The sequence below is a fragment of the Candidatus Pantoea edessiphila genome (assembly GCF_002933315.1).
GTDB lineage: Bacteria > Pseudomonadota > Gammaproteobacteria > Enterobacterales > Enterobacteriaceae > Pantoea_C.
Genome location: NZ_PDKT01000001.1, coordinates 160,251 through 185,107 on the forward strand (window position 1 = coordinate 160,251; position 24,857 = coordinate 185,107).

The 24,857-nt window shown below is 26.6% G+C and carries 16 protein-coding genes; 6 read left to right on the forward strand and 10 right to left on the reverse strand.

Translation table 11 applies throughout. The features are described from left to right. Positions 1–34: 34 nt before the first annotated feature. On the forward strand, positions 35–1,309 hold the full coding sequence (tyrS, locus tag CRV12_RS00835) for a tyrosine--tRNA ligase (protein WP_136130757.1): 1,275 nt from the start codon (positions 35–37) through the stop codon (positions 1,307–1,309). Between the two features lie 40 nt (positions 1,310–1,349). Here tyrS and nth read toward each other — a convergent pair whose 3' ends face one another. The 3 genes from nth to manA all read right to left on the reverse strand — a co-directional run bounded on the left by nth (position 1,350) and on the right by manA (position 3,689). After that, on the reverse strand, positions 1,350–1,982 hold the full coding sequence (gene nth / locus CRV12_RS00840; protein ID WP_136130758.1) for an endonuclease III: 633 nt from the start codon (positions 1,980–1,982) through the stop codon (positions 1,350–1,352). A 33-nt stretch (positions 1,983–2,015) separates the two neighbouring features. Further along, positions 2,016–2,354 (reverse strand): RnfABCDGE type electron transport complex subunit B, encoded by a 339-nt coding sequence (locus CRV12_RS00845; protein ID WP_337250215.1) that lies wholly within the window; start codon positions 2,352–2,354, stop codon positions 2,016–2,018. Between the two features lie 156 nt (positions 2,355–2,510). Next, positions 2,511–3,689, reverse strand: coding sequence for a mannose-6-phosphate isomerase, class I (manA, locus tag CRV12_RS00850; protein WP_241973749.1), 1,179 nt, complete (start codon positions 3,687–3,689; stop codon positions 2,511–2,513). 129 nt (positions 3,690–3,818) lie between these two features. Between manA and fumC the strand changes: the two genes are divergently transcribed. Then, entirely contained in the window at positions 3,819–5,210 is a 1,392-nt protein-coding gene (fumC, locus tag CRV12_RS00855; protein WP_136130760.1) for a class II fumarate hydratase, read from the forward strand. A gap of 101 nt (positions 5,211–5,311) precedes the next feature. On the opposite strand, the gene pntB is transcribed toward fumC, so the two are convergent. Continuing rightward, positions 5,312–6,703 (reverse strand): Re/Si-specific NAD(P)(+) transhydrogenase subunit beta, encoded by a 1,392-nt coding sequence (gene pntB, locus CRV12_RS00860; protein WP_136130761.1) that lies wholly within the window; start codon positions 6,701–6,703, stop codon positions 5,312–5,314. A gap of 3 nt (positions 6,704–6,706) precedes the next feature. Next, positions 6,707–8,233: a Re/Si-specific NAD(P)(+) transhydrogenase subunit alpha gene (locus CRV12_RS00865; protein ID WP_136130762.1), complete on the reverse strand. Its 1,527-nt coding sequence runs from the start codon at positions 8,231–8,233 to the stop codon at positions 6,707–6,709. A 724-nt stretch (positions 8,234–8,957) separates the two neighbouring features. Between CRV12_RS00865 and CRV12_RS00870 the strand changes: the two genes are divergently transcribed. The 3 genes from CRV12_RS00870 (at position 8,958) to CRV12_RS00880 (ending at position 14,190) form a co-directional block, all read left to right on the forward strand. Continuing rightward, positions 8,958–9,740, forward strand: coding sequence for an SDR family oxidoreductase (locus tag CRV12_RS00870; protein WP_136130763.1), 783 nt, complete (start codon positions 8,958–8,960; stop codon positions 9,738–9,740). A gap of 144 nt (positions 9,741–9,884) precedes the next feature. After that, positions 9,885–12,164: an FdhF/YdeP family oxidoreductase gene (locus CRV12_RS00875; RefSeq protein WP_136130764.1), complete on the forward strand. Its 2,280-nt coding sequence runs from the start codon at positions 9,885–9,887 to the stop codon at positions 12,162–12,164. A gap of 94 nt (positions 12,165–12,258) precedes the next feature. Continuing rightward, positions 12,259–14,190, forward strand: a complete 1,932-nt coding sequence (locus tag CRV12_RS00880; protein WP_136130765.1) for an exoribonuclease II — start codon at positions 12,259–12,261, stop codon at positions 14,188–14,190. A 282-nt stretch (positions 14,191–14,472) separates the two neighbouring features. On the opposite strand, the gene CRV12_RS00885 is transcribed toward CRV12_RS00880, so the two are convergent. Further along, the gene (locus tag CRV12_RS00885) at positions 14,473–15,195 is read right to left on the reverse strand and encodes a phosphatase PAP2 family protein (RefSeq protein ID WP_136130766.1); all 723 of its coding nucleotides are present in this window, start codon (positions 15,193–15,195) and stop codon (positions 14,473–14,475) included. Between the two features lie 210 nt (positions 15,196–15,405). Between CRV12_RS00885 and ribA the strand changes: the two genes are divergently transcribed. Beyond that, positions 15,406–15,999, forward strand: coding sequence for a GTP cyclohydrolase II (ribA, locus tag CRV12_RS00890; RefSeq protein WP_136130767.1), 594 nt, complete (start codon positions 15,406–15,408; stop codon positions 15,997–15,999). A gap of 6 nt (positions 16,000–16,005) precedes the next feature. On the opposite strand, the gene acnA is transcribed toward ribA, so the two are convergent. The 4 genes from acnA to sohB all read right to left on the reverse strand — a co-directional run bounded on the left by acnA (position 16,006) and on the right by sohB (position 24,296). Further along, positions 16,006–18,684 carry an aconitate hydratase AcnA gene (gene acnA / locus CRV12_RS00895; protein WP_136130768.1) on the reverse strand — a complete coding sequence of 893 codons (2,679 nt, stop codon included), beginning with the start codon at positions 18,682–18,684 and terminating at the stop codon, positions 16,006–16,008. Between the two features lie 350 nt (positions 18,685–19,034). Further along, positions 19,035–20,009, reverse strand: a complete 975-nt coding sequence (gene cysB, locus CRV12_RS00900) for an HTH-type transcriptional regulator CysB (RefSeq protein WP_136130769.1) — start codon at positions 20,007–20,009, stop codon at positions 19,035–19,037. 219 nt (positions 20,010–20,228) lie between these two features. Further along, entirely contained in the window at positions 20,229–22,817 is a 2,589-nt protein-coding gene (gene topA, locus CRV12_RS00905; RefSeq protein ID WP_136130770.1) for a type I DNA topoisomerase, read from the reverse strand. Positions 22,818–23,255: 438 nt separating this feature from the next. Continuing rightward, a complete protein-coding gene (sohB, locus tag CRV12_RS00910; protein ID WP_136130771.1) occupies positions 23,256–24,296 on the reverse strand; it encodes a protease SohB in 1,041 nt (346 codons plus the stop codon). Positions 24,297–24,857 lie beyond the last annotated feature (561 nt).

A 24,857-nucleotide genomic window follows, 5' to 3' on the forward strand; every position in this document is an offset into this window, starting at 1 on the left:
CTACTAAAAACTATTAATTAGTTAGGATATGTAAATGAGTACAAACAACATTATAAGTTATTTGCATAATAGAGACTTGATATGTCAATTAACAAATGAAGATATTATAATAAAAAAAATACAAGAAGGTCCTATATCAGTTTATTGCGGATTTGACCCTACTGCTGAAAGTTTACATTTAGGTCATCTTGTACCTTTAATATGTTTAAGACATTTTCAAAATCTAGGACATAAACCAATTTTATTGGTTGGAGGTGCTACTGGCTTGATCGGTGATCCCAGTTTCAAAGCAACTGAACGTAAACTTAATGATAATGATATTATAAAAAAATGGATCAAAAAGATAAAAGGACAACTTACAAGATTCTTAAATTTTGACTGTGGATTTAACAGTGCTTTGATTATTAATAATATTGACTGGTTTAAAAAAATTAATGTATTAACTTTTTTAAGAGAAATAGGTAAACATTTTTCTGTGAATCAAATGATCAATAAAGAAGCTATAAAACAACGTATAAAACGTAATGATCAAGGTATATCTTTTACTGAATTTTCTTATAATTTATTACAAAGTTATGATTTTGCTTATTTAAACAAATTACATAATGTTTCATTACAAATAGGAGGTTCCGATCAATGGGGAAATATTACATCTGGTATTAATTTAACACGTAAGCTAAATAAAAATCAAGTTTTTGGTTTAACTGTTCCTTTAATTACAAAATCTGATGGTACTAAGTTTGGTAAGACTGAAAAAGAAACTATATGGTTGGATTCTGAAAAAACTAGTCCATATAAATTTTATCAATTTTGGATTAATACTGCGGATACTGATATTTACCGTTTTTTAAAATATTTTACATCTATTAGCACTACTAAAATTAATAGAATGGAATATGAGGATAAAAATATAAGTAAAATACCTAGTGCTAAATATATATTAGCAGAAGAAATTACTAATTTAGTTCATGGAAAAAATGGTATGATCAGTGCAAAACGAATTACTCAAAGTTTGTTTTCTAGCAATATAATTGATATGACTGAATCTGATTTTAAACAACTTGCTTTTGATGGCATTCCTAATATTATTCTTAGTGAATTAGAAGATTTACAAGCAGCCTTAGTTAAGGCAAAATTAGCAGCATCACGTAGCCAAGCTAAAACGATGATTAGTTCTTATGCCATAAATATAAATGGTAAAAAACAATCTAATCCCTATTACATATTTAATAAATCTGATAAATTATTTAATAAATATACATTAATTTGTCGTGGAAAGAAAAACCATTGTCTAATTAATTGGTTATAAAGTAATAATTTTAGAATTAGTAATAAAACACAAAACATTATTAATTTTTTATTGCATAATATCTACATAAATCTTTAATATTGCACTCATTACATTTTGGATTTCGAGCTTTACATATATAACGTCCATGTAATACCATCCACATATGACAGTGTTTTTTAAAAATTATTGGTACTACCTTTGATAATTTATTTGATACATGTTGAACATATTTACCAGGTGCAAAACCAGTGCGATTGCATACGCGAAAAACATGAGTATCTACTGCAATTTCAGGTTGATCAAAAATAGTATTCAATATTATGGATGCAGTTTTATGACCAATGCCTGGTAATTTTTCTAGTTCTATTCTATTATTTGGTATTTTTCCTTTGTATTTATTTAATAAAATATGACAAATTTTAATTATATTAAGTGCCTTTATATTATATAAACCAATAGGTTTAATATAATTTTTGATACCATTTAAACCCAGATCTAAAAATTTTCTAGGATCATTCGCCTTGTTATAAAGTTTTTTTGTAGCTTTATTAACAATAACATCAGTAGATTGAGTAGATAGCAACGTTGATATTAATAGTTCAAATGGTGAACAAAAATTAAGTTCAGTAATAGGATAAGGATTTTTTTTTTCAAAGCGATTAAGTATTTCTATACGTACTATTTGTTTCATGAATAAATTTAACTACCTTTTAGTATGATATATTCATAGATGGTTATATATATAATCTAATCTAGTGAAAATATTTTTCGTGTTTCTTTTTGTACAATTCACTGTGATTTTTATAGAAAGGATTTTAATACAATTAACAGGACATGATTCAATACATAGATTACATGCAGTGCAGAAATCACTCATTACTGTATGCACAACACGAGTAGTACCTATTATTGCTTTAATTGGGCATATCTTAGCACATTTATTACAACCTATGCATTGTTTTTCTTCAATCCATGCCGTTTTTTTTAGAATGATTTTAGTTTTCTGTTGATTAATATTATTGAATTCATTATCTGTTGTTTTTTTTATTTTCATTATATTTATTTTACCTGTTTTATTAAATTAATAATTATTTCTCTTTTTATAAGAATAAATATAGATTCAAATTAAAAATATAAATTTTTTACAATATTTTATTTAAACTAATACAGTTGGTGTTTTATTATATTAAATTTGATATTATGATTTAAATTTTTATTATTAATCAAACTTATTAAATACACGAGCTAAACAACCATTTCCTTTAATAGTAATTGGCATTTCATCAGCAGAAATAAAATAAGATTCACCTGATTTCATTGTAATGTGTATTTTGTTATTAATAATACTAAAATTACCCTCAATACAAAACAATATAGCCATGCTATTTTGATTTATAATATGATATTCATCTTTTAAATTATGAATAGCAAAAATAAAATCATTAACTGTAACTGTAAATTGTAATTCATTTTTTAATTTTTTTGGTCTTATCAAAAAATTTTCTAAAGAACTTTCTTCAAATTTTATATTTATTAAAAAATCCAATATATCTACATATTTTGATGTCAAACCTGCACGTATAACATTATCGGAATTGGCACAAACTTCTACCGCTATACCTTTTAAATAAGAATGAGGTGTTCCAGGTGGTATAAATACAGCTTCACCAGTTTTTAAAAAAAAATTATTAAGAAATAAAAATAAAAATAAACCATTATCTTGTGGATAATACATTATTATATCATTAATTGTCTTCCAAGGTTCAATTGTTAAAGATTTAATACAAGATTTTAATAAATTTAATGTTAATAACTTTTCTTTACCTTTCAAAAATAAAAGGAATTTTAATAGTTTTAATAAATTATCTCTATTTGGATTTCTTTGAAAATAACTAATACAAGGATGTATATTAATAATTTTATTTAATAATGAAGTTATTTCAGAAAAATTTCTAAAACCAATTAATGCATGAAAAGGACGCATTGCATAAATTAATTCAGGTTTATAATTATTGTCTTTATAATTACGCTTGTAACTATCTAGTGGAATTAATTTTATATTTTCCCTTATAAAACCTTTTTTAGCTAAAATTTTATTTGGATGCACTTGAATTGACAAAGGATGTTCAATACATAATATTTTAAATAAAAAAGGCAATGCACCAAAATATTTTGCTACTGCATTGCCTAGTAATTTATAAGGATCTTTCTTGAGAACATCACTAAGTAAAGATATTTTATTATTGTAATATACTTTTGAAGGATTCTGAAGGTTAATACCTATCCATAATTCGGCCATAGGTAAATTTTGAGGGTTATGAATATTATAAGCATTACTTAAAAAAGTCCTACTACCCCATTCATAATTTTTTAATGAATTTTTTAATTTTAATATCATATGTTAATAAAGTATTTTTTTTGTATAATATATTATTGTAGGATATGAAATAAATAAAAAGTATTAAAAATTATAAATATTAAACATATTAATTTATTAAATATATTACATTCATTAGGAGATTGATAAGTGATACCAATCCGTATAGAAAAAGACTCAATGGGATCTGTAAATGTACCGCATAATAGATTATGGGGTGCTCAAACTCAGCGCTCATTAGAGCATTTTAATATTTCCATAGAAAAAATACCTGTTATATTTATTTATGCATTAGCTTTAGTAAAACGTGCTGCTGCACAAGTAAATTATGATTTAGGATTGTTAGATAAAAATATTGCAGAATCAATTATTAAAGCAGCTGATGAAGTAATGGATGGGAAACACAATGAAGAATTTCCGTTAGTTATTTGGCAAACTGGTTCTGGTACTCAAACTAATATGAATATGAATGAAGTGTTAGCTAATAGAGCTAGTGAAATTCTTGGAGGCAATAGAGGTGTATCACGTTTAGTACATCCTAATGATGATGTTAATAAAGGTCAAAGTTCAAACGATGTTTTCCCGAGTGCAATGCATATTGCATCAGTAATTGCTATTAATGAACATATGATTCCAAATATAATTACGCTAAAAAATATTTTACATGAAAAATCTGAATCATTTAAAAAAATAGTAAAAATTGGTAGAACTCATTTACAAGATGCAATACCTTTAACTTTAGGACAAGAAATTTCTGGTTGGGTTACTATGATTGCAAACAATTTAACATACATAGAACAAAGTATCCCTTATTTATGTGAACTTGCTTTAGGTGGTACAGCAGTTGGTACTGGTTTAAATACTCATCCAGAGTATGCAGTTAATGTTACTAAAATTATTGCTAATTTAACTAAACAACCATTTATTAGTGCACCAAATAAATTTGAAGCTTTAAGCAGTACTAATGCAATAGTAAATTCACACGGTACATTAAAAAATCTAGCTGTATCATTAATGAAAATTGCTAATGATATAAGATGGTTATCATCAGGACCACGTTGTGGTATTGGTGAAATAACTATACCAGAAAATGAGCCGGGAAGTTCAATAATGCCAGGAAAAGTTAATCCAACTCAATGTGAAGCAATAACTATGATTTGTTGTCAAATAATGGGTAATGATGTTGCTATTAATATAGGTGGTTCATTGGGTAATTTTGAATTGAATGTATTTCGTCCAATGATAATATATAATTTTCTTCAATCAATTCGTCTTATTACAGACGGAATTGATAGTTTTAATCGTTACTGTGCGATAGGTATTAAACCTGTGCATGAACGTATTAACAAACTTTTAAATGAATCGTTAATGCTAGTTACTGTACTTAATACTCATATTGGATATGATAAAGCAGCAAAAATTGCTAAAAAAGCATATAAAGAAGGTTTAACACTTAAAATGTCCGCAGTAGAATTAGGTTATCTTACAGAAGAAGAATTTGATAATTTAGTAAAACCAGATAAAATGATCGGCAAAATTTAATTAATACTAAATATAAAACTAATAATATTTTATTAAATTTTTTTAGCATAAGCACATAAGTTAATTAATTTTTATAACATATTAAAAATTTAAAATTAGAGTTATATTAATTTTAAGATGGATTCAGTAGTGGTTTTTGCATCACCAAATAACATATATGTATTATCTTTAAAAAATAATGGATTATTAATACCAGCATAACCTAAATTCATAGATCTTTTGAAAACTATTACATTTTGAGCTTTCCATACTTCTAGTACAGGCATTCCATAAATTGGACTATTAGGATCATCCTGTGCAGATGGATTTACAGTATCATTAGCTCCGATTACTAAAACTGTATCAGTATTTTCAAAATCATCATTAATTTCATCCATTTCCAATACTATATCATATGGAACCCGTGCTTCTGCAAGCAAAACATTCATATGTCCGGGTAAACGACCAGCAACTGGATGAATACCAAAAAGAACTTTAATACCGTATTGTTGTAATTTTTGAGTTATTTTTGCTATTGAGTGTTGAGCTTGTGCCACTGCCATACCATATCCCGGTGTGATAACTACAGAAGTAGAATTTTTTAAAACATCTACTAGTTCTTCTATTGAAATTTCATGGTATTTACTGTTTATAACTTCTTTTTCAAGATCAGTTTTAATAGTATGTAATCCTCCCGAAATTACATTCACCAATGAGCGATTCATTGCTTTACACATGATATAAGAAAGAATAGCTCCTGATGAACCTACTAAAGAACCAGTAATAATTAAAAGATCATTACCTAACATAAATCCTGCAGCAGCTGAAGCCCAGCCAGAATAAGAATTTAACATAGAAACTATAACTGGCATATCAGTACCACTAATAGACAATACTAAGTTTCCCCCAAATAAAAATGCTATCGCAGTCATTATAATTAATGAGAAAATTTGAACGTTAATAATATTAGTGTTAATAAATAATAACAAAAGTATACAAGATATTCCTAATACCAGACAATTTAATTTATGATGATGCGGTAATACTAAAGGTTGAGAGCGAATTTTTCCAGATAATTTACCGAATGCTACTAAGGAACCGGTAAAAGTCATAGCACCAATAAATATACCAATAAAAATTTCAATTAAATGAACGTTGTTTTCTTTAATTAGTGAATTAAATGAATAATTCATATAACTATTGATACCTACTAATACTGCTGCTAAACCAACGAAACTGTGCAAAATTGCAATTAATTCTGGCATTTTAGTCATTTCAATTTTTTTTGACAAAAAAATTCCGATTAATCCACCTATAGCCATAGATATAAAAATTAAGATAGTATTATGGATAATTTGTTGAATTAAAACAGTTGCAATCAATGCAATAGTCATGCCAATAATTCCAAAAAAATTTCCTTGTTTGGAAGTTTCGTGTTTTGAAAGACCCTTTAAACTAAAAATAAAAAGTATTGCAGAAATGATGTATGCTGCAGTTACTAAGCCACTATACATAATTCACCCCTTACGAAACATTTTTAGCATCCGATGAGTCACATTAAATCCACCGAATATGTTAACGCTAGAAATTAATATAGCGAAAAAAGAAATACAATTAATTATGCTATTGCATCCTATTTGTAATATTGATCCAATGATAATAATACCTGAAATAGCATTAGTAACAGACATTAATGGAGTATGTAAAGCATGGTTAACATCCCAAACTATGTAATAACCTACGATACAAGAAAGGGTAAATATAGTAAAATGAGATAAAAGATCCGGTGAAGCATTATTAGCTAAATAAATAAATAACATAGATAATAATACAGTCAAAACGTATTTATAACGATTATCTCTCGTTTTTATTTGTTGCTTCTGTTGATAGTTATCAACATTTGTTTTTGGTATAGCAGAAATTTGAATAGGAGGAGCGGGCCAAATTATTTTACCGTTATCAATAATTGTAATATTGCGAACTATTATATCATTAAAGTTTAAATCAATTTTACCTGTTTTATCTCTACATATTAGTTTTATTAAATTAAATATATTAGTAGCATATAATTGAGAAGATTGACTTGATAAACGACTAGTCAGGTCACTATATCCAATAATCTTTACGTCATTATCTGTTTTTATCACTTGATTAGCAATAGTTAATGAGCAATTTCCACCTGACTGTATTGCTAAATCAACAATTATACTACCTTGTTTCATATTCAACACCATTTCTTTTGTAATAAGTTTTGGTGCTTTTTTACCTGGAATTAAAGCAGTAGTTACTACGATATCAACTTCTTTTATTTGAGAATGAAATAATTTCATTTCTGCTTCTATAAACTCTTTAGACATTACTGAAGCATATCCATCAGCAGAACTGATATTTTCTCCAAAATTTAATTCAAGAAATTCAGCACCTAAACTTTGTATTTGTTCCTTAACTTCTGGACGAGTATCAAATGCTCTTACTATAGCACCCATATTTTTTGCTGCACTTATAGCCGCTAAGCCAGCTACACCTGCACCAATTACCAATACTTTAGCAGGTAATACTTTACCTGCTGCAGTAATTTGTCCACCAAAAAATCTATCAAATTCATAAGCAGCTTCAATTATAGCACGATAACCAGCTATATTTGCCATTGAGCTAAGTGCATCTAAAGACTGTGCACGAGAAATACGAGGTACAGCATCCATAGCAAGTACTGTTATTTCTTTTTGTGCTAATTTTGTAATGAGGGATTTATTTTGAGAAGGCCAAATAAAACATATTAATATAATTCCTTTTTTTAGCATAGATATTTCTTGATCATCAGGTGCATTAATTTTTAAGATAACATCTACTGTCCAAATTTCTTGACTGTTAGTAATTTTAGCTCCTGCATTGATATATTCTTGATTATTAAAATTGGCATTTTTGCCTGCATTATTTTCAATATTGATACTAAAACCTAAATTTATTAATTGTTTAACAGTCTTTGGTGTAGCAGCTACACGGGACTCATTTAGTAATTTTTCTTTAGGTATCCCGATTAACATACATATTCCTTTTTGAAATATATTTAAATTTTAAAAAGTAAATTTTTTAAAAAAAATCTATTTTAAAGTAATGATGAACAACTTATATAAGATAAATATTGTCAATTAAACAAAAAATGTATCAATTAAGTACTGAATAATTTTATTAATGAATATAGCATATATTTACTAATGAATAGTATAAGATAGAATGATAATAATATGTGACTATGAATTATGTGAATGTAAATTAATATAATATTTCAATACTTTTGATACTATTAAGTACACTAAAATATAATAATAATTAAATGTATTTTTTTAATTGAATAATCAGAAACATTGAGACTAGCATTATAGTAATAATTAAATTTTTACTAAACTTAAATATTTATAATTTATTATAATTATCATATTACTTTAATTGAAATTTATATTTCTAAATAATTTATATTATACATAAAATTTCATTTTGTATGTTTACTTAAATATTTATTTTGTTGAACGGATAAATATATTTTTTAATAAAACAAGTGAATTTATCAGTATTAATTAATTTATTAATTATTTTTCTATTAAATTTTTTTAATTTTACTATTTAGGTAAAACTATATCTAATATAAAAGATAGCTAAAATTATATGATTAAGTTTTCATATCATTTAAATTTTTAAAGATATAAAAATTTAAGCAAATAAATATCATAAGAACATTAAATATTAATTTAATTAATCAAGGATTAATTTATGAGTTTTCTTAGTGGCAAACGTATTTTGATTACTGGTATTGCTAATAAATTATCTATTGCCTACGGTATTGCGCAAGCTATGCATAAACAAAAAGCAGAATTAGCTTTTACTTATCAAAATAATAAATTAAAAAATCGTGTTGAAAACCTAGCTAAACATTTTAACTCGGATATTGTTTTGCCATGTGATGTATCTCACAATAATAATATTCAATTATTATTTGTTACATTGTCTAAAATATGGAATAAATTTGATGGTTTAGTTCATTCTATTGGATTTGCTCCAAAAAATGAATTAAATGGAGATTATGTAGATACTGTTACATATAAAGGATTTAAGATTACACATAAAATTAGTAGTTATAGTTTTGTTTCTATGGTAAAAGAATGCAAAACAATGTTAAATCCAAATTCAGCATTATTAACTTTATCTTATTTAGGATCTGAAAGAGCAATACCTAATTACAACGTAATGGGATTAGCAAAAGCTTCGTTAGAGGCAAATGTTCGTTATATCGCAAATTCAATTGGTCATAAAGGAATAAGGGTTAATGCTATTTCTGCTGGTCCTGTTCGTACTTTAGCTGCATCTGGCATAAAAAACTTTCGTAAAATGTTAGAATGTTATAAAAGAATTACTCCTCTTCGTCGTACAGTAACGATTGAAGAAATAGGTAATTCAGCTGCTTTTTTATGTTCAGATTTAGCAAGTGGTATTACAGGACAAACTATATATGTTGATGGTGGTTTTAATATTGCAACTATAAATGAACTATTATGATATTTTAATAATATAAAAATATTAATTCTATCTTGCATTTTTATGCAAATTTGAATTAAATGTGATTATTATTTTTTATTTAATTTTTTTAGATTCAATCTATAATCTTTAATAATTACATATAATTGATTCAATATTATAACTATGAAATTTAAAAAAAAAATTAAACCTTATAGTTCAGCTGCAGGTGGATGGGATTCAATAAAATCTACTGCTCGTTTTGTTTTTGACAGTCATGCTGGATTTAAAAGTATACGTAGTTTACTAAACATCAACAAAAATAATGGATTTGATTGTCCAGGGTGTGCTTGGGGAAAAGATAATAAAAGCACTTTTGATTTTTGTGAAAATGGTGCAAAAGCAGTTGCCTGGGAAATTACAAATAAAGCTATTGATAGAACATTTTTTTCTAAAAATAGTGTAAAATTTTTATGTAATCAAAGTGATCATTTCTTAGAATATCAAGGTCGTTTAATTGAGCCGCTTTACTACAATTCTCAAAATGATCATTATGAGTATATTAGTTGGAAAAATGCTTTTCAATTAATTTCAAAACACATTAATGCAATGGATCATCCAGATCAAATAGAACTGTATACTTCAGGACGGACTAGCAATGAAGCAGCTTGGATTTATCAATTATTTGGCCGTATGCTAGGCACAAATAATTTTCCTGATTGTTCAAATATGTGTCATGAAGCTAGTGGTATAGGACTAAATTTGAGTATTGGAGTAGTTAAAGGTACAGTTAATTTAAATGATTTCGATAATTCAGAAGCTATTTTTGTTTTTGGACAGAATCCAGGCAGCAATCATCCAAGAATGTTACATAGTTTACGTCGTGCATTTGATAAAGGTGCAAAGATAGTTGTTTTTAATACGTTAAGGGAACGTGGCTTAGAACGTTTTTCTGATCCAAGAAAACCTATTGAAGTTATTACTCCTCTACATAGAATTATAAATTCTGCATATTATCAACCAAATCTAGGTGGTGATATGGCTGTAGTACGTGGTATCGTCAAATGTTTATTAGAACAACATCGGTCAACAAAGATTTTTAAAAAAGGAGGTATTTTTGATATTGATTTTATTAAAAATAAAACTTATGGTGTTAATGATTATTTCAAAGTAATAGATAATACTAATTGGGATCAAATATTATTACAGTCTGGTTTAACAAAAGAGCAAATTTGTGAAGCTGCATCTATCTATTATAATGCAAAAAAAATCATTTGTACTTGGGGCATGGGAATAACTCAGCATAAACATTCTGTTAATACAGTTAGAGAAATTATTAATTTACAATTATTATTTGGCCAAATAGGAAGAAAGGGAGCAGGGTTATGTCCAGTACGAGGTCACAGTAATGTCCAAGGTAATCGTACTATGGGTATTAATGAAAAACCAGATATTATTTTTCTTAATGCATTAGAAAAATATTTTAAATTTAAACCTCCACAATCAAAGGGTCATAATACTATTGAAGCTTTAAATGCAATGATAAAAGGTAAAATTAGAGTGTTTATTTCATTAGGCGGTAATCTAGTTGCAGCTGCACCTGATTCTATATATGCCAAACAAGCTTTCTCACGTTGTGGATTGACAGTACATATTAGTACTAAATTAAATCGTAGTCATCTAGTACCTGGAAAAGAATCCTTAATATTACCAACAATTGGTCGTACCGAAATAGATAAAACCATTAATGGAAATCAATTTATTACAGTAGAGGATACATTTAGTATGGTGCATAGTTCACAAGGTAAATGTAAACCTTTATCCAAAAAACAACGTTCAGAAATTGCTATCATATCTGAACTTGCTTATCAAGTATTAGGTGATGATAAAATAAAATGGAATGATTTAGCAAATGATTATAATTTAATTCGCAAACAAATTTCTGAAGTGATTCCAGGTTTTACTGAATTAACTAATAAATCTAGTGTTTTTAAAGGTTTTTATTTAAAAAATAAAGCATCAAAACATATTTTTAATACCTTATCAAAAAAAGCACAGTTTAGTAGTGCTGTTTTGCCTAAAACATTATTTGCAAATCTAGATTTAGAGGTTCAATTTACTTTACAAACATTACGTGCACATGATCAATATAATACTACTATTTATGGTTTTGATGATCGTTACCGTGGTATATATGGACAAAGAAATATATTATTTATTAATATCAATGATATAAATACATTAGGATTTAAAGAAGGACAATATGTAGATATAGAAACGATATGGAATGATGGCATAATACGTTCTATCAAAAAATTTAAATTAGTAGCATATAATATTCCTATTGGAAATTTAGCAGCTTATTATCCGGAAACCAACGTATTGATACCAATGGATAGTTTTGGTGACTATAGTTATACGCCAACTTCTAAATCAGTTCCAGTGAGATTGAAATTATCTGAATAGTCTTATAATATAAAGGTATATATAAAATAATTTTTATAAAAAATATCTTTATATGTTTAATTAAATTTACCTATTATTTATAATAATAAATACTATGTTCCAAAATAATCCATTACTTATACAACTTAAGAAGAAATTAAAAATACAAAATAATTTTGTTGAAGGTATTGTCAAACGTAAAGAAAGAGGATTTGGTTTTTTAGAAATTAATCAGCAAAAAAGCTATTTTATTTCTCCTGTTCAAATGAAAAAAGTAATGCATGGTGATAGAATAATCGCAACTATATGCAATTATAAAGAGCGGGAATTCGCAAATCCAAAAAAATTAATTGAACCATTTTTAAATCGATTTGTAGGGCGTATATACAAAAAAAACAATTTTATTTCAATAATTCCAGACAATCCTTTTTTAAATGAAGTAATTCCTTGTAATAACATAAATAATGTGAAATATGTCTTTCAAGATGGTGATTGGGCAGTAGCTAAAATGTGTTCACATCCATTAAGAGATAACAGAAATTTTTGTGCAGAAATCATTGATTTTATAGTCAAAGCTAACGATCAATATGCTCCATGGTGGGTTACTTTATCACGTCATAATCTTGAACGTGAAGCACCAAATATTGATTTAGGTGAAATGATTAACGAAAACTTAAAACGTAAGGATTTAGCAGATCTAGATTTTATTACAATTGATAATATTACTACTGAAGATATGGATGATGCACTTTATGTACAAGAACTACCTAACGGTAATTTAAAGCTTACTGTTGCTATTGCTGATCCTACTTCTTATGTTCCTGAAGGTAGTCAATTAGATATTGTTGCTGCTCAACGTGGATTTACTAATTACTTACCAGGATTTAATATACCTATGTTACCACGTCAACTTTCTGATGATATCTGTTCTTTACGTCCTCATATTAGACGTCCTGTACTTGCTTGTAGTGTTATCATAACAAATGAAGGTAAATTATTAGATATTAATTTCTTTTCTGCATGGATAAAATCTAAAGCTAAATTAGCTTACAATGAAGTTTCTGATTGGTTAGAAAATATTGGTACATGGCAGCCAATGAACATAAACATTGCTAATCAAATTCGTTTATTATACCGTTTATGTTTAATACGTATTAAGTGGAGAAAAAATTATGCACTAATATTTCAAGATCGTCCAGATTATAAATTTTTAATTGGTAATAGAGGTGAGATATTAGAAATTATTTCTGAAAAACGTCGTATTGCTAACCATATTGTTGAAGAATCTATGATTGTTGCTAATATATGTGCAGGTAAGATTTTATGTGAAAAGTTAGGTTTTGGTATTTATAATGTACATTCAGGTTTTGATTTGGCTAATATTGAACAAGCTGTTGCAGTTTTAGCAACACATGGAATTGTAGTTGATGCTAAGACTATTGCTACTTTAGAAGGTTTTCGATCATTGCGTCGTCAATTAGACAATCAGCCTACACAATTTCTAAATCATAGATTAAGACGCTTCCAATCATTTGCTGAAATTAGTACTAAACCAGGACCTCATTTTGGTTTGGGTATTGAAAATTATGCAACTTGGACTTCGCCTATGCGTAAATTTAGTGATATGGTAAATCATAGATTATTAAAAGCAATTATTCTTGGAAATAAAGTTGCATGTCCTGATAGTACATTAATTATAAAAATTAGTGAACGTAAACGATTAAATCGTATGGCAGAAAAGGATATTGGGGATTGGTTATATGCTTCTTATCTTTCAAAATTTGCTGATACTAATCATAAATTTATCACTGAAATTATTTATCTATCACGTAAGGGTATGAGAGTAAAGCTTTTAGATAATGGAGCTATAGCGTTTATTCCTTACTCTTTTATTCATATGGTACGTGATGAACTCATATGCAATCAAGAACATGGAACTTTAAAAGTTAAAGGTAAAATTTTATACCGTGTTACTGATGTTATAAATGTAATGATTGATAAAGTATGCTTAGATACACGTGTTATAGTAGCACGTCCAATCATTTAAAATGATCGAATATAATGATCATTATATTCGATCTACCAATCTAGTTGGTAATTACCGTAAACATTTAGCATAAATATTTCTTTGTATAACCTTTAAAAAAGGTTATTTATGTTAACTTAATTATATATTTAGAATACTTAATTTGAATTATTAAAACTTATAAAATTAGAATTAACAAAGTGTATTTATCTCTTTTTAAAAATTATTTTTATTAATCAAAATAATGTAAATTTTCTTGTTTTTAATCTTTTTTTTTAAATAAAGATAATCAATTAAATTGATTTATTGTTTTCTATTTATCAGTATTAAATAATTTATCGAATAAATCATTAAATTAACTAAAATCCAGGATAATATATTTGCTACTACTAGATCTTGTACCCAATGCATACCGAATAATAGTCGACTTGCCATAATAATATATGCCCAAATCAATACAATTAAAATTGTTTTATAATATCTGTAAGGCCATAAAAAATACATTACTAGTAATGCCCAAGAACTGACAAAAATAGTATGTCCTGATGGAAAAGAGAAATCGGTTTCATGTATCCAGTGTTGTTTAAGCCAAATAGGTACGGTTTTATTAGAAATATTTAAATCCACTATTTTTTTTCTACGTTCTTCAATCTTTAATTGATAAAATTTTTGACTATTTATTCCATAATTACTTTCTAACCATATTACATAAGGACGAGGTTCTTTGGTGTTATATTTTATAAAAGATTTAATCTGTTGACCAGCAACAATGGTAATATTAATTATGAAAATTAATATTAATAAAACATTTGCTTTAGACGGTAAGCACTTAAACATCAAAATACTTAGTAATACATTAGTTAAAATGACCCATGGACTATTTACAGTTTGCATGATTATAAATAACCACAGTAAATTTATATCATTTTTACAAGGATTCCAATGCCATTCTGATAACCAAAATGTTAATGGCATTATTGATAATAATAACATTCCTAGAGTAGTATGGCGTAAAATTTTAAACACCTTTTTTCCTTTTAATTGGAATAATAAAATAAGTTTTTGAATAATTAAAAATTTTAATTTAATAAAGATTATATTAATAATAAATCAATTAATAAAATGAAATTAATACTAAACTAATGTATCCTATCGAAATTAGGAAATTGTCATTAATTAAAATAATAGGTAAATTATTATACCAATATTATATTTCTAAATATTTTGGAGAATAAAATGCAACTTAAACGAACAGCACAAGCTAAATTACCAACAATATGGGGAGATTTTATTATAGTGGGTTTCGAAGAGTTAAGAACAGGTAATAATCATATTGCATTAGTATTTGGTAATATTAACAATAAAAATCCAATATTGGCTAGGATACATTCAGAATGTTTAACCGGAGATGCATTTTTTAGTGTTCGTTGTGATTGTGGTTTTCAATTAACAGCAGCATTAAAGGCAATCGTTGAAGAAAACATGGGTGTTTTGTTATATCATCGTCAAGAAGGTAGAAATATTGGTTTACTAAATAAAATTCTTGCCTATGAATTACAGGATAAAGGTTGTGATACTGTAGAAGCTAATTATAATTTAGGTTTTAATGCAGACGAAAGAGATTTTACACTTTGTGCAGATATGTTTAAACTACTAGATATTAATAAAGTAAGATTGCTAACCAACAACCCTAGAAAAGTAGAAATATTGAAAAAATCTGGAATTAATATTATTGAACGAGTACCGTTGGTTGTTGGTAGAAATCCTAAAAATGCATGTTATCTTAATACAAAAGCAGAAAAAATGGGACATTTACTACCAAAATCTTAACATACATTAATCCATCATTTTACGTATAGTATAATTTAAAATTCCTCCGTGATAATAATATTTTAGTTCTTTATTAGTATCTATGCAGCAGTATGTATTAAATACTTCTTTTTCTTGATTTTGTCTATTTATTATTACTTTTACTATACATTTAGGTTTTAATTTAGATAAATTTATAATATCAATTAATTCTGATCCATTTATTTTTAAAGTATTTCTATTACAACCTTCGGTAAATACTAAAGGTAGAATACCCATTCCAATTAAATTAGAGCGATGAATTCTTTCAAAAGATTCAGAAATTACTACTCTTATACCTTGTAAGTAAGGTCCTTTTGCTGCCCAATCACGACTTGATCCTGATCCATATTCTTTACCTGCAATTAATATTAAAGGAATATTCTCTTTTTTATACTTCATTGCTGCATCATAAATTGTTAATTGCTCACCACTAGGAAAATATTTAGTATATCCACCTTCTATATTTGGTAAAATTTCATTTTTAATTCTAATATTAGAAAAAGTTCCTCTTACCATTACCTCATAATTACCTCGACGTGAACCATAAGAATTGAAATTTTGTACTTCAACTCCATTATCAATAAGATAACAGCCTGCAGGACTATTTTTATTAATATTACCAGCTGGAGATATATGATCAGTAGTAATAGAATCACCAAACATTGCTAATATTCTTGCATTTCTGATATTATTTATTTGTTCCGGTAGTATTTTCATTTTTTCAAAAAATGGAGATGGACGTATATATGTGGAATTTGCATTCCATTCATAAGTAACATTTTCATTTACTTTGATATTTTTCCATTCTTTGTTACCAATAAATACTTTTTTATATTCCTTGCAAAACATTTCACTTTTTATCTTGTGTGTTGCATTAGTAATTTCTTCCATAGATGGCCAAATATCTTTTAAGAAAATATTATTACCATAATTATCATTGCCGATAGGATCATTATATAAATTTATTTTTATATTTCCAGCTATTGAGTAAGCTACTACTAAAGGAGGTGATGCTAGCCAATTAGCTTTAACCAATGGATGAATTCTTCCTTCAAAATTTCTATTGCCAGATAACACTGCACTAACATTTAAATTATTTTTTAATATAGCCAACTCAATTTCTTTATTTAATGGTCCTGAATTGCCTATACATGTCATACATCCATAACCTACTATATTAAAACCCAATTGTTCAAGATAATATAAAAGATTTAATTTATCTAAATAATTTGATACAACTTTTGATCCTGGTGATAAAGAAGTTTTCACCCAAGGTTTTTGTTTTAATCCAAATTTAACTGCTTTTTTTGCTAATAAGCCAGCTGCTATTAATACATTAGGATTAGAAGTATTAGTGCAAGAAGTAATAGAACTGATAACTACTGAACCATTTGATAAAAAATGTTTTAATCCAGTTACACTATCTTTATATTCTATATTTTTGCAATATTTATTAGATAAATTATTGGTATTTCGATTTTCATAAAATATCGAAGGAATATCATTTATTAAAATGCGGTCTTGTGGTCGTTTTGGACCAGCTATACTTGATTTAACTCCATTCATATCAAGACTTAATGTACTGCTAAAAATAGGTTCATCTCCATCTTTTCGCCACATTCCTTGTTTTTTTGTATATGTTTCTATTAATGAGATATGTTCTTTATCACGCCCAGTTAATTTTAAATAATCAAGAGTAACTTTATCAATTGGAAAGAAACCACATGTAGCTCCATATTCAGGTGCCATATTTGATATTGTACTACGATCTGCTAAAGATAAGTTTGATAAACCATCTCCATAAAATTCAACAAACTTATTTACTACTCCATAATGTCTAAGCATTTGTGTTATAGTTAGTACTAAATCAGTTGCATTAATTCCAGATTTAAGTTTTCCAATAAGTTTAAATCCAATTACATCTGGAATGAGCATTGATATCGGTTGACCTAACATTGCTGCTTCAGCTTCAATTCCGCCCATGCCCCATCCTAATATTCCAAGAGCATTAATCATAGTAGTATGGGAGTCAGTTCCTATTACTGTATCTGGCCATGCAAAATTTTTATGATTTATTGTTTCATACCAAATAGTTTTACCTAAATATTCAAGGTTAACTTGATGACAAATACCAGTACCTGGAGGTACCACACGAAAATTATTAAAAGTTTTTTGACCCCAACGTAAGAATTTATAACGTTCATAATTGCGATCTATTTCTAATTGAGTATTTTTTCTTAAAGCATTTTTAGTACCAAAATAATCTACTGTAATTGAATGATCTATTACTAAATCGACGGGAATAGATGGATTGATTTTTTTTACATTGCCTCCTAATTTTTTAACGGCTTCGCGCATTGTTGCTAAATCAACAATAGCTGGTACTCCAGTAAAATCTTGCATAAGTATTCTAACTGGACGATAATAAATTTCATGTTCAATATGCGCATGTTTTTGCCAATCGATCAATGCTTGAATGTCTTTTACTGTATTGTACTTGTTATCTTGTCCTCGCAATACATTCTCTAAAATTATTTTTAAAGATTTAGGAAGTTTATCAATATTACCAAAATTTTCTGAAATAAAAGATAGACTAAAAATATTATATTTTTTCCCCCTTATAGATATTATTTCTTGACTATTTTCTCTTAAAGTTAATGACATGAAGTACTCCTTGAGGCTTATAATTTTTTATAATATTAATATTATAAGATTTATATTAAGCTAACCTAAAATCAGGCTAATTAAGAACCAAGAAAAATTATGTACTATTATTATTCATGATAAATTTAAATTTTATAAAAAACAATTATTTATATTATAAAAAATAATAAAAATTAATTAATACTATTTTAATATAACATTATACAATATCATTAATAATAAGACATACAACTAGCTTTTTATACAAAAAGCTAGTTGTAAATAATGGTTATTAGAAATAATTGCTGTAAACTAATTTATTATTTTATAGTAAAAAATAATTTATTAAAAATAGTTAAACGAAATTTATACTATTTAAATGGTAAAATTTTTTCTTTTAACATCATTTCTATATCATCATTAGAACGTAAGGATACCGCGTTATCAACTACATCCCTAGTTAAATGAGGAGCAAAACGTTGTATAAAATCGTACATGTAACTTCTTAAAAAAGTACTACGACGAAAACCTATTTTTGTAGTACTATTTGTAAAAATCTTAGAAGCTTCTATTCTTATTAAATCTGAATCGGATATTGGATCAATAGCCATACTTGCAATAACACCTACTCCTAAACCTAATCTAACATATGTTTTAATAACATCAGCATCAGTAGCGGTAAAAATAATACGCGGTACTAATCCTATACGTTTAAATGCAATATCTAATTCTGAACGTCCAGTAAAACCAAACGTGTAAGTTACTAGCGGAAATTCAGCTAATTCATTAACAGTGATTTCTTTTTTTTCTGCTAAAGGATGATTTGCAGTTACAATGATAGCTCTATTCCAATGATAACAAGGCAGCATCACCAAATCTTCATATAAATGTAATGCTTCAGTAGCAATAGCAAAATCAGCTGTTCCTTTAGATACCGCTTCTACAATCTGTGTTGGTGAACCTTGGTGCATATGTAATGATACAAATGGATAGCGTTCAATAAAACTTTTAATTACCATAGGTAAAGCATAACGCGCCTGAGTATGTGTAGTAGCTATATATAAAGATCCTTTATCTGGCCACGTATATTCTCCAGCAACTGATTTGATTGCATCAACTTTAGATAATATTTCACGAGCAATACGTATAATCTCTTCTCCTGCAAAAGTAACTTTAGTTAAATGTTTTCCACTACGTGCAAAAATTTGTACCCCTAATTCATCTTCCAGCATCCGCACTTGCTTACTAATACCAGGTTGTGAAGTATAGAGTCCTTCTGCAGTCGAAGAAACATTAAGGTTATGATTAACTACCTCGACGATATAGCGGAGCTGCTGTAATTTCATAGTTAGTTTATCCCAGTAATATATAGAACCACATTCCTGATTGACATATTATTGCCTGATATAAATTAGAAAAAATAACATTTATTAGAAATAATGCTACAATCAATTTATTAGAAATAATATTAATATTAATGTATTATGTATGGTGTAAACACACAACATACCTTTACATTAATTAATATAAAATGGAGTTAATAATTATTTTTGGTACTGAAGCAATTAATTTTTAGTTTTTTGCCATTTTCCATTAGTATAGAAAGCAATCCAATTAGTTACTTTACCTTTTTTCTTAGAAACTATATATTGTTTTTTTGTATTATGATTATATCGTATCATGGTTTTGTTGCCTTCTGCATCAGTAGATGGTCCTTCAGCAAGATATTTTAAATTTTTAGGCAACCGTTCGCTAAAACGTTTTAATTCTTCTACTAAAGGTGCTCTAGTCTCACGAGATTTAGGAAAAGTACTTGCTGAAAAAAATACTCCAGTGACACTATTACGTAATACAAAATAATCATTTGATTTCTCACAAAGTAATTCCGGGAATGGAATTGGATCTTCGTTTGGTGGAGCTATGTTTCCATTTTTTAAGATTTTTCTAATATTTTTACAATTACTACAACTCATATATTTACCAAAACGTCCTATTTTAAAATTCATCCTTGAACTACATTTATCACAATCTATAATTAATTTATTGTTTTCTTGATTATAAAATTGACCCTCTTCTATTGAATATACATCACATTTTGGATTGTTACCACATATGCATATTTTATATTTACTATCAATAGTAATATAACTATCCATAGCTGTATTACATTTATCACATCGCTTACATGCAATAAGAACATTAGTTTCATTATACTCTTCTTTTAATATATTAATTATTTCATTTTCTAATATTAAATTAATAGTTTGTTTGCAACGATCTTTTAATGATAAAGAATATCCAGAACATCCTAAAAATACTCCAGTACTGCCCGTACGAATACCCATTTTACGACCACATACTGAACAATGAATTGAAATTAATAACATATTATTTAATTGCATACCTCCTTCTTCTGGCGATTTTTCAGCTATACTAAGACGATTAATAAAATTATTGAAAAATATATCTAGCACTTTTTTCCATTCTGCTTGGTTGTTAGCAATTTGATCAAGAATATTTTCCATATGAGCAGTAAAATTATAACTCATCAATTCATCAAAATTTTTTTGTAAAGAATCAGAAACAATCTCTCCTATCTTTTCAACATAAAAACGATGATTATCAATACGTACATAACCACGTTCTTGAATAGTAGATATTATTGTAGCATAAGTTGATGGACGACCTATACCAAGTTTTTCTAACTCTTTTACCAAAGATGCTTCATTGAAACGTGATAAAGGTTTAGTAAAATGCTGGCTTGGAATTAGCTTCTCAAGATATATAGTATCATTTACCTTGCAATCAGGTAGCATATATTCATATATTTTATTAGGTATTAATTTTGTCCAACCATCAAAATTTAATACTCTACCTTTAGATTTTAATGTATATTTACCTGCTTTCGCTATTAAAGTTATTGATTCATATTGCGCCGATACCATTTGACAAGCAATAAATTGATTCCATATTAATTGATACAACTTTATTGCATCTGATTCCATTTTTTCTAAACTTTCTGAAAGTAATTCAATATTTGATGGTCTAATTGCTTCATGAGCTTCTTGAGAGTTCTTTTTATTATTATATATAATGGCACATTTTGGAATGTATTTTTCACCAAATTCTTTTTTTATATAATTTCTAACATCTTCTAAAGCTTTCTGATTTATATTAGTAGAATCGGTACGCATATAAGTAATATAACCAGCTTCATATAAACGTTGTGCAACCAACATAGTTTTCTTTACACTATAACCTAAATGTACATTGGCTGCTTGCTGTAATGTTGAAGTAATATAAGGAGCAGGAGGAGTAAAATTTATTACTTTTTTCTCATAATTAGTAATTTTATAAATAAGCTTTTCCAATATCTCAATATTATGGGAGATATCCCCTTTATTAGCAAGATAAAAAATATCTTCATCAAAATGAGTAATATTCATCTGAATTTTTTCGTGATTTAAAGTTTTAAAATCAGCTTTTAGTTTCCAATATTCCTTAGGAATAAATTTCTTAATTTTACGTTCTCGTTCTACTAATAGTTGTACAGTTACAGATTGAACTCTTCCAGCAGATAAACCACGAGCAATTTTTTTCCATAACAATGGAGAAAGCATATAACCTACAATACGGTCCATAAAACGGCGTGCTTGCTGAGCGTTGACTTTATTAATATTTAATTTAATGGGATTTTGAAAAGCCTCTAAAATTTTATTTTGTGTAATTTCATTAAATATTATACGACTGAATCGATTATCGCTTCCACCAATAACTTCTCGTAAATGCCATGCAATAGCTTCACCTTCGCGATCAAGATCAGTAGCAAGATAAATACGGTCAACTTTTGCAGCTAATTTTTTTAATTCTGCAACAATTTTTTCTTTGCCAGGAATAATCTGATAATTAGCTTGCCAACCACTGTAAGGATTAATACCCATACTATTTATAATAGATGCTTGTTTATCTAATTTATTTTTTTTATATTTTTTTCCACTTAAAAGAACCTTGTTATTTTTGAAACTAGTATGATTACTTTTTGGTAAATCTCTAATATGGCCAATACTAGATTTTACTATATAGTCATTACTAAGATATTTGTTAATTGTTTTAGCTTTTGATGGTGACTCAACAATGACAAGTGTTTTACCCATATTTACTTAAATACCTAAAAAAAATTCTTATTATTTGAAAACGTGATTCTTTAAAAAAGTATTTTTTTAAGATTACGTCTATGCATAAAAATCAAAAAAATATAAAATTATTATTGTTAATATTCATTTATAAAATATCTTTAATATAAAACATTGGAAAAAATTTTTTATTTTACATGATGTATTTTAATTTACAATTAAAATTTCTACTATTATTATTTAATTTATTTTGACAAAAATTTAATTACATTTATCATTAATATATAATAAAAATGCATATTTATCTTTTTAAAAATAATGCAAACATATTTTTATGTTAATTTAATTAGATAAATTAATCTATATTTTATTACTAAAAAAATAATATATTTATTAAATTAACCGTTGATTAATAACTTTAATAACAAAATAGCTATTATCAATACTGATTTTGTAGATTTATTTTTTAATATTCGTTAATAGTCCTATTAAAAAAGAATTTACTAATTTATTTATACCATCTACTAAACAATCAAATATTTTATTACGTTTTTTTATGTAATTTATTCTTATTACATTAAAGTTATTCATGCTCTTAATTATAAAATCATCGCTGGTACCAATTTCATCAATCAAACCTAAATCTAATGCATTATTACCATACCAATATTCTCCAGTTGATATACTATCAATATTTACATTAGGACGCATTTTATGAACGAAATTTTTAAATAGCTTATGTGTTTTATTAAGCTCTTCTTTAAATTTTTTTCTACCGTCCTCTGTATTTTCTCCTAATATTGTTAAAGTACGTTTATACTGTCCTGCAGTATGCATCTCTATATCAATATTATTATTTTTTAATAAACGGTTGAAATTAGGAATCTGTGCTACTACACCTACAGAACCAAGAATAGAAAATGGTGCTGCTAATATATAATTAGCTACGCAAGCCATCATATATCCACCACTAGCTGCAACCTTATCTACAGCTACAGTAATACGCAATCCACAATCTCTCATACGCTGTATTTGAGCAGCAGCTAAACCATAACCATTAACTACTCCACCACAACTCTCTAAACGAATTAAAATTTCATCACCATCTTGATTGACAGACAATATTGCAGATATTTCTTTTCTTAAAGATTCTACCTCTTTTGCATCTATACTGCCTTTAAAATCAATTACATACATGGTAGGTTTAAGTGTTTTCAGTTCACCGTTTTTTATAGCTGTTTTTTCAATTTTTAATTTTCTCTTTTTTTCTTTTTTATCATTTTTTAACCAATTTTTTCTTGCTTGCAGTGGAATTTTAGCAAGTCTTAAATCTGTTTGTATCTGCTGATAATCTTCGTTTAAATTTGTTATATGAAGTTGTCCATTTTGATTTTTTTTCTTTAAAGACCCGCTCATGAAAACCAACAAAAATATAGAAATGATAAGTATTACTGTCGTAAATTTTATTAAGAAAAGTCCATAATTTAACAAAAAATTCATTATTATAACCTATAAAATAGAGAAATTAAGTATAAAAATCTAGTTTATTTTTTTGTACAGTAAACAATGTAATTATTTATGAAAAATATTTTCCTTTTTTAATCAACTATTTTACTACTGAAAACAGTAGCATATGTTTTTCTATTTTTTTTCCATTACCCTTTGTTTTTATATTTTTTTTTAATAAATATCACATGTATAATTAAATTGTCATACTAATGATTACTTAAATTTTATGACAATTATATAATAAAATATATAATATATTGATAATATTTTTATTATTAAAATATTATCAATATATTTTAATAATAAATTAAAGATAATATGCTTAAAATTGAATGTTATTTGCAAGTATTATATATTAATCAATTTTTTTCAATTAGTACCAAAATATGTTATGAATACATTATTATCAATGTAAATGTTTATAAAAAATAAACTGTAATTTATCATTAAGATGAATATATTTATTTTTAAAATTATTTTATATATAGAATAAAATATTTAACAATTATAGCAATGATATACATCAAATTACTATAAGATTATAATTTTATA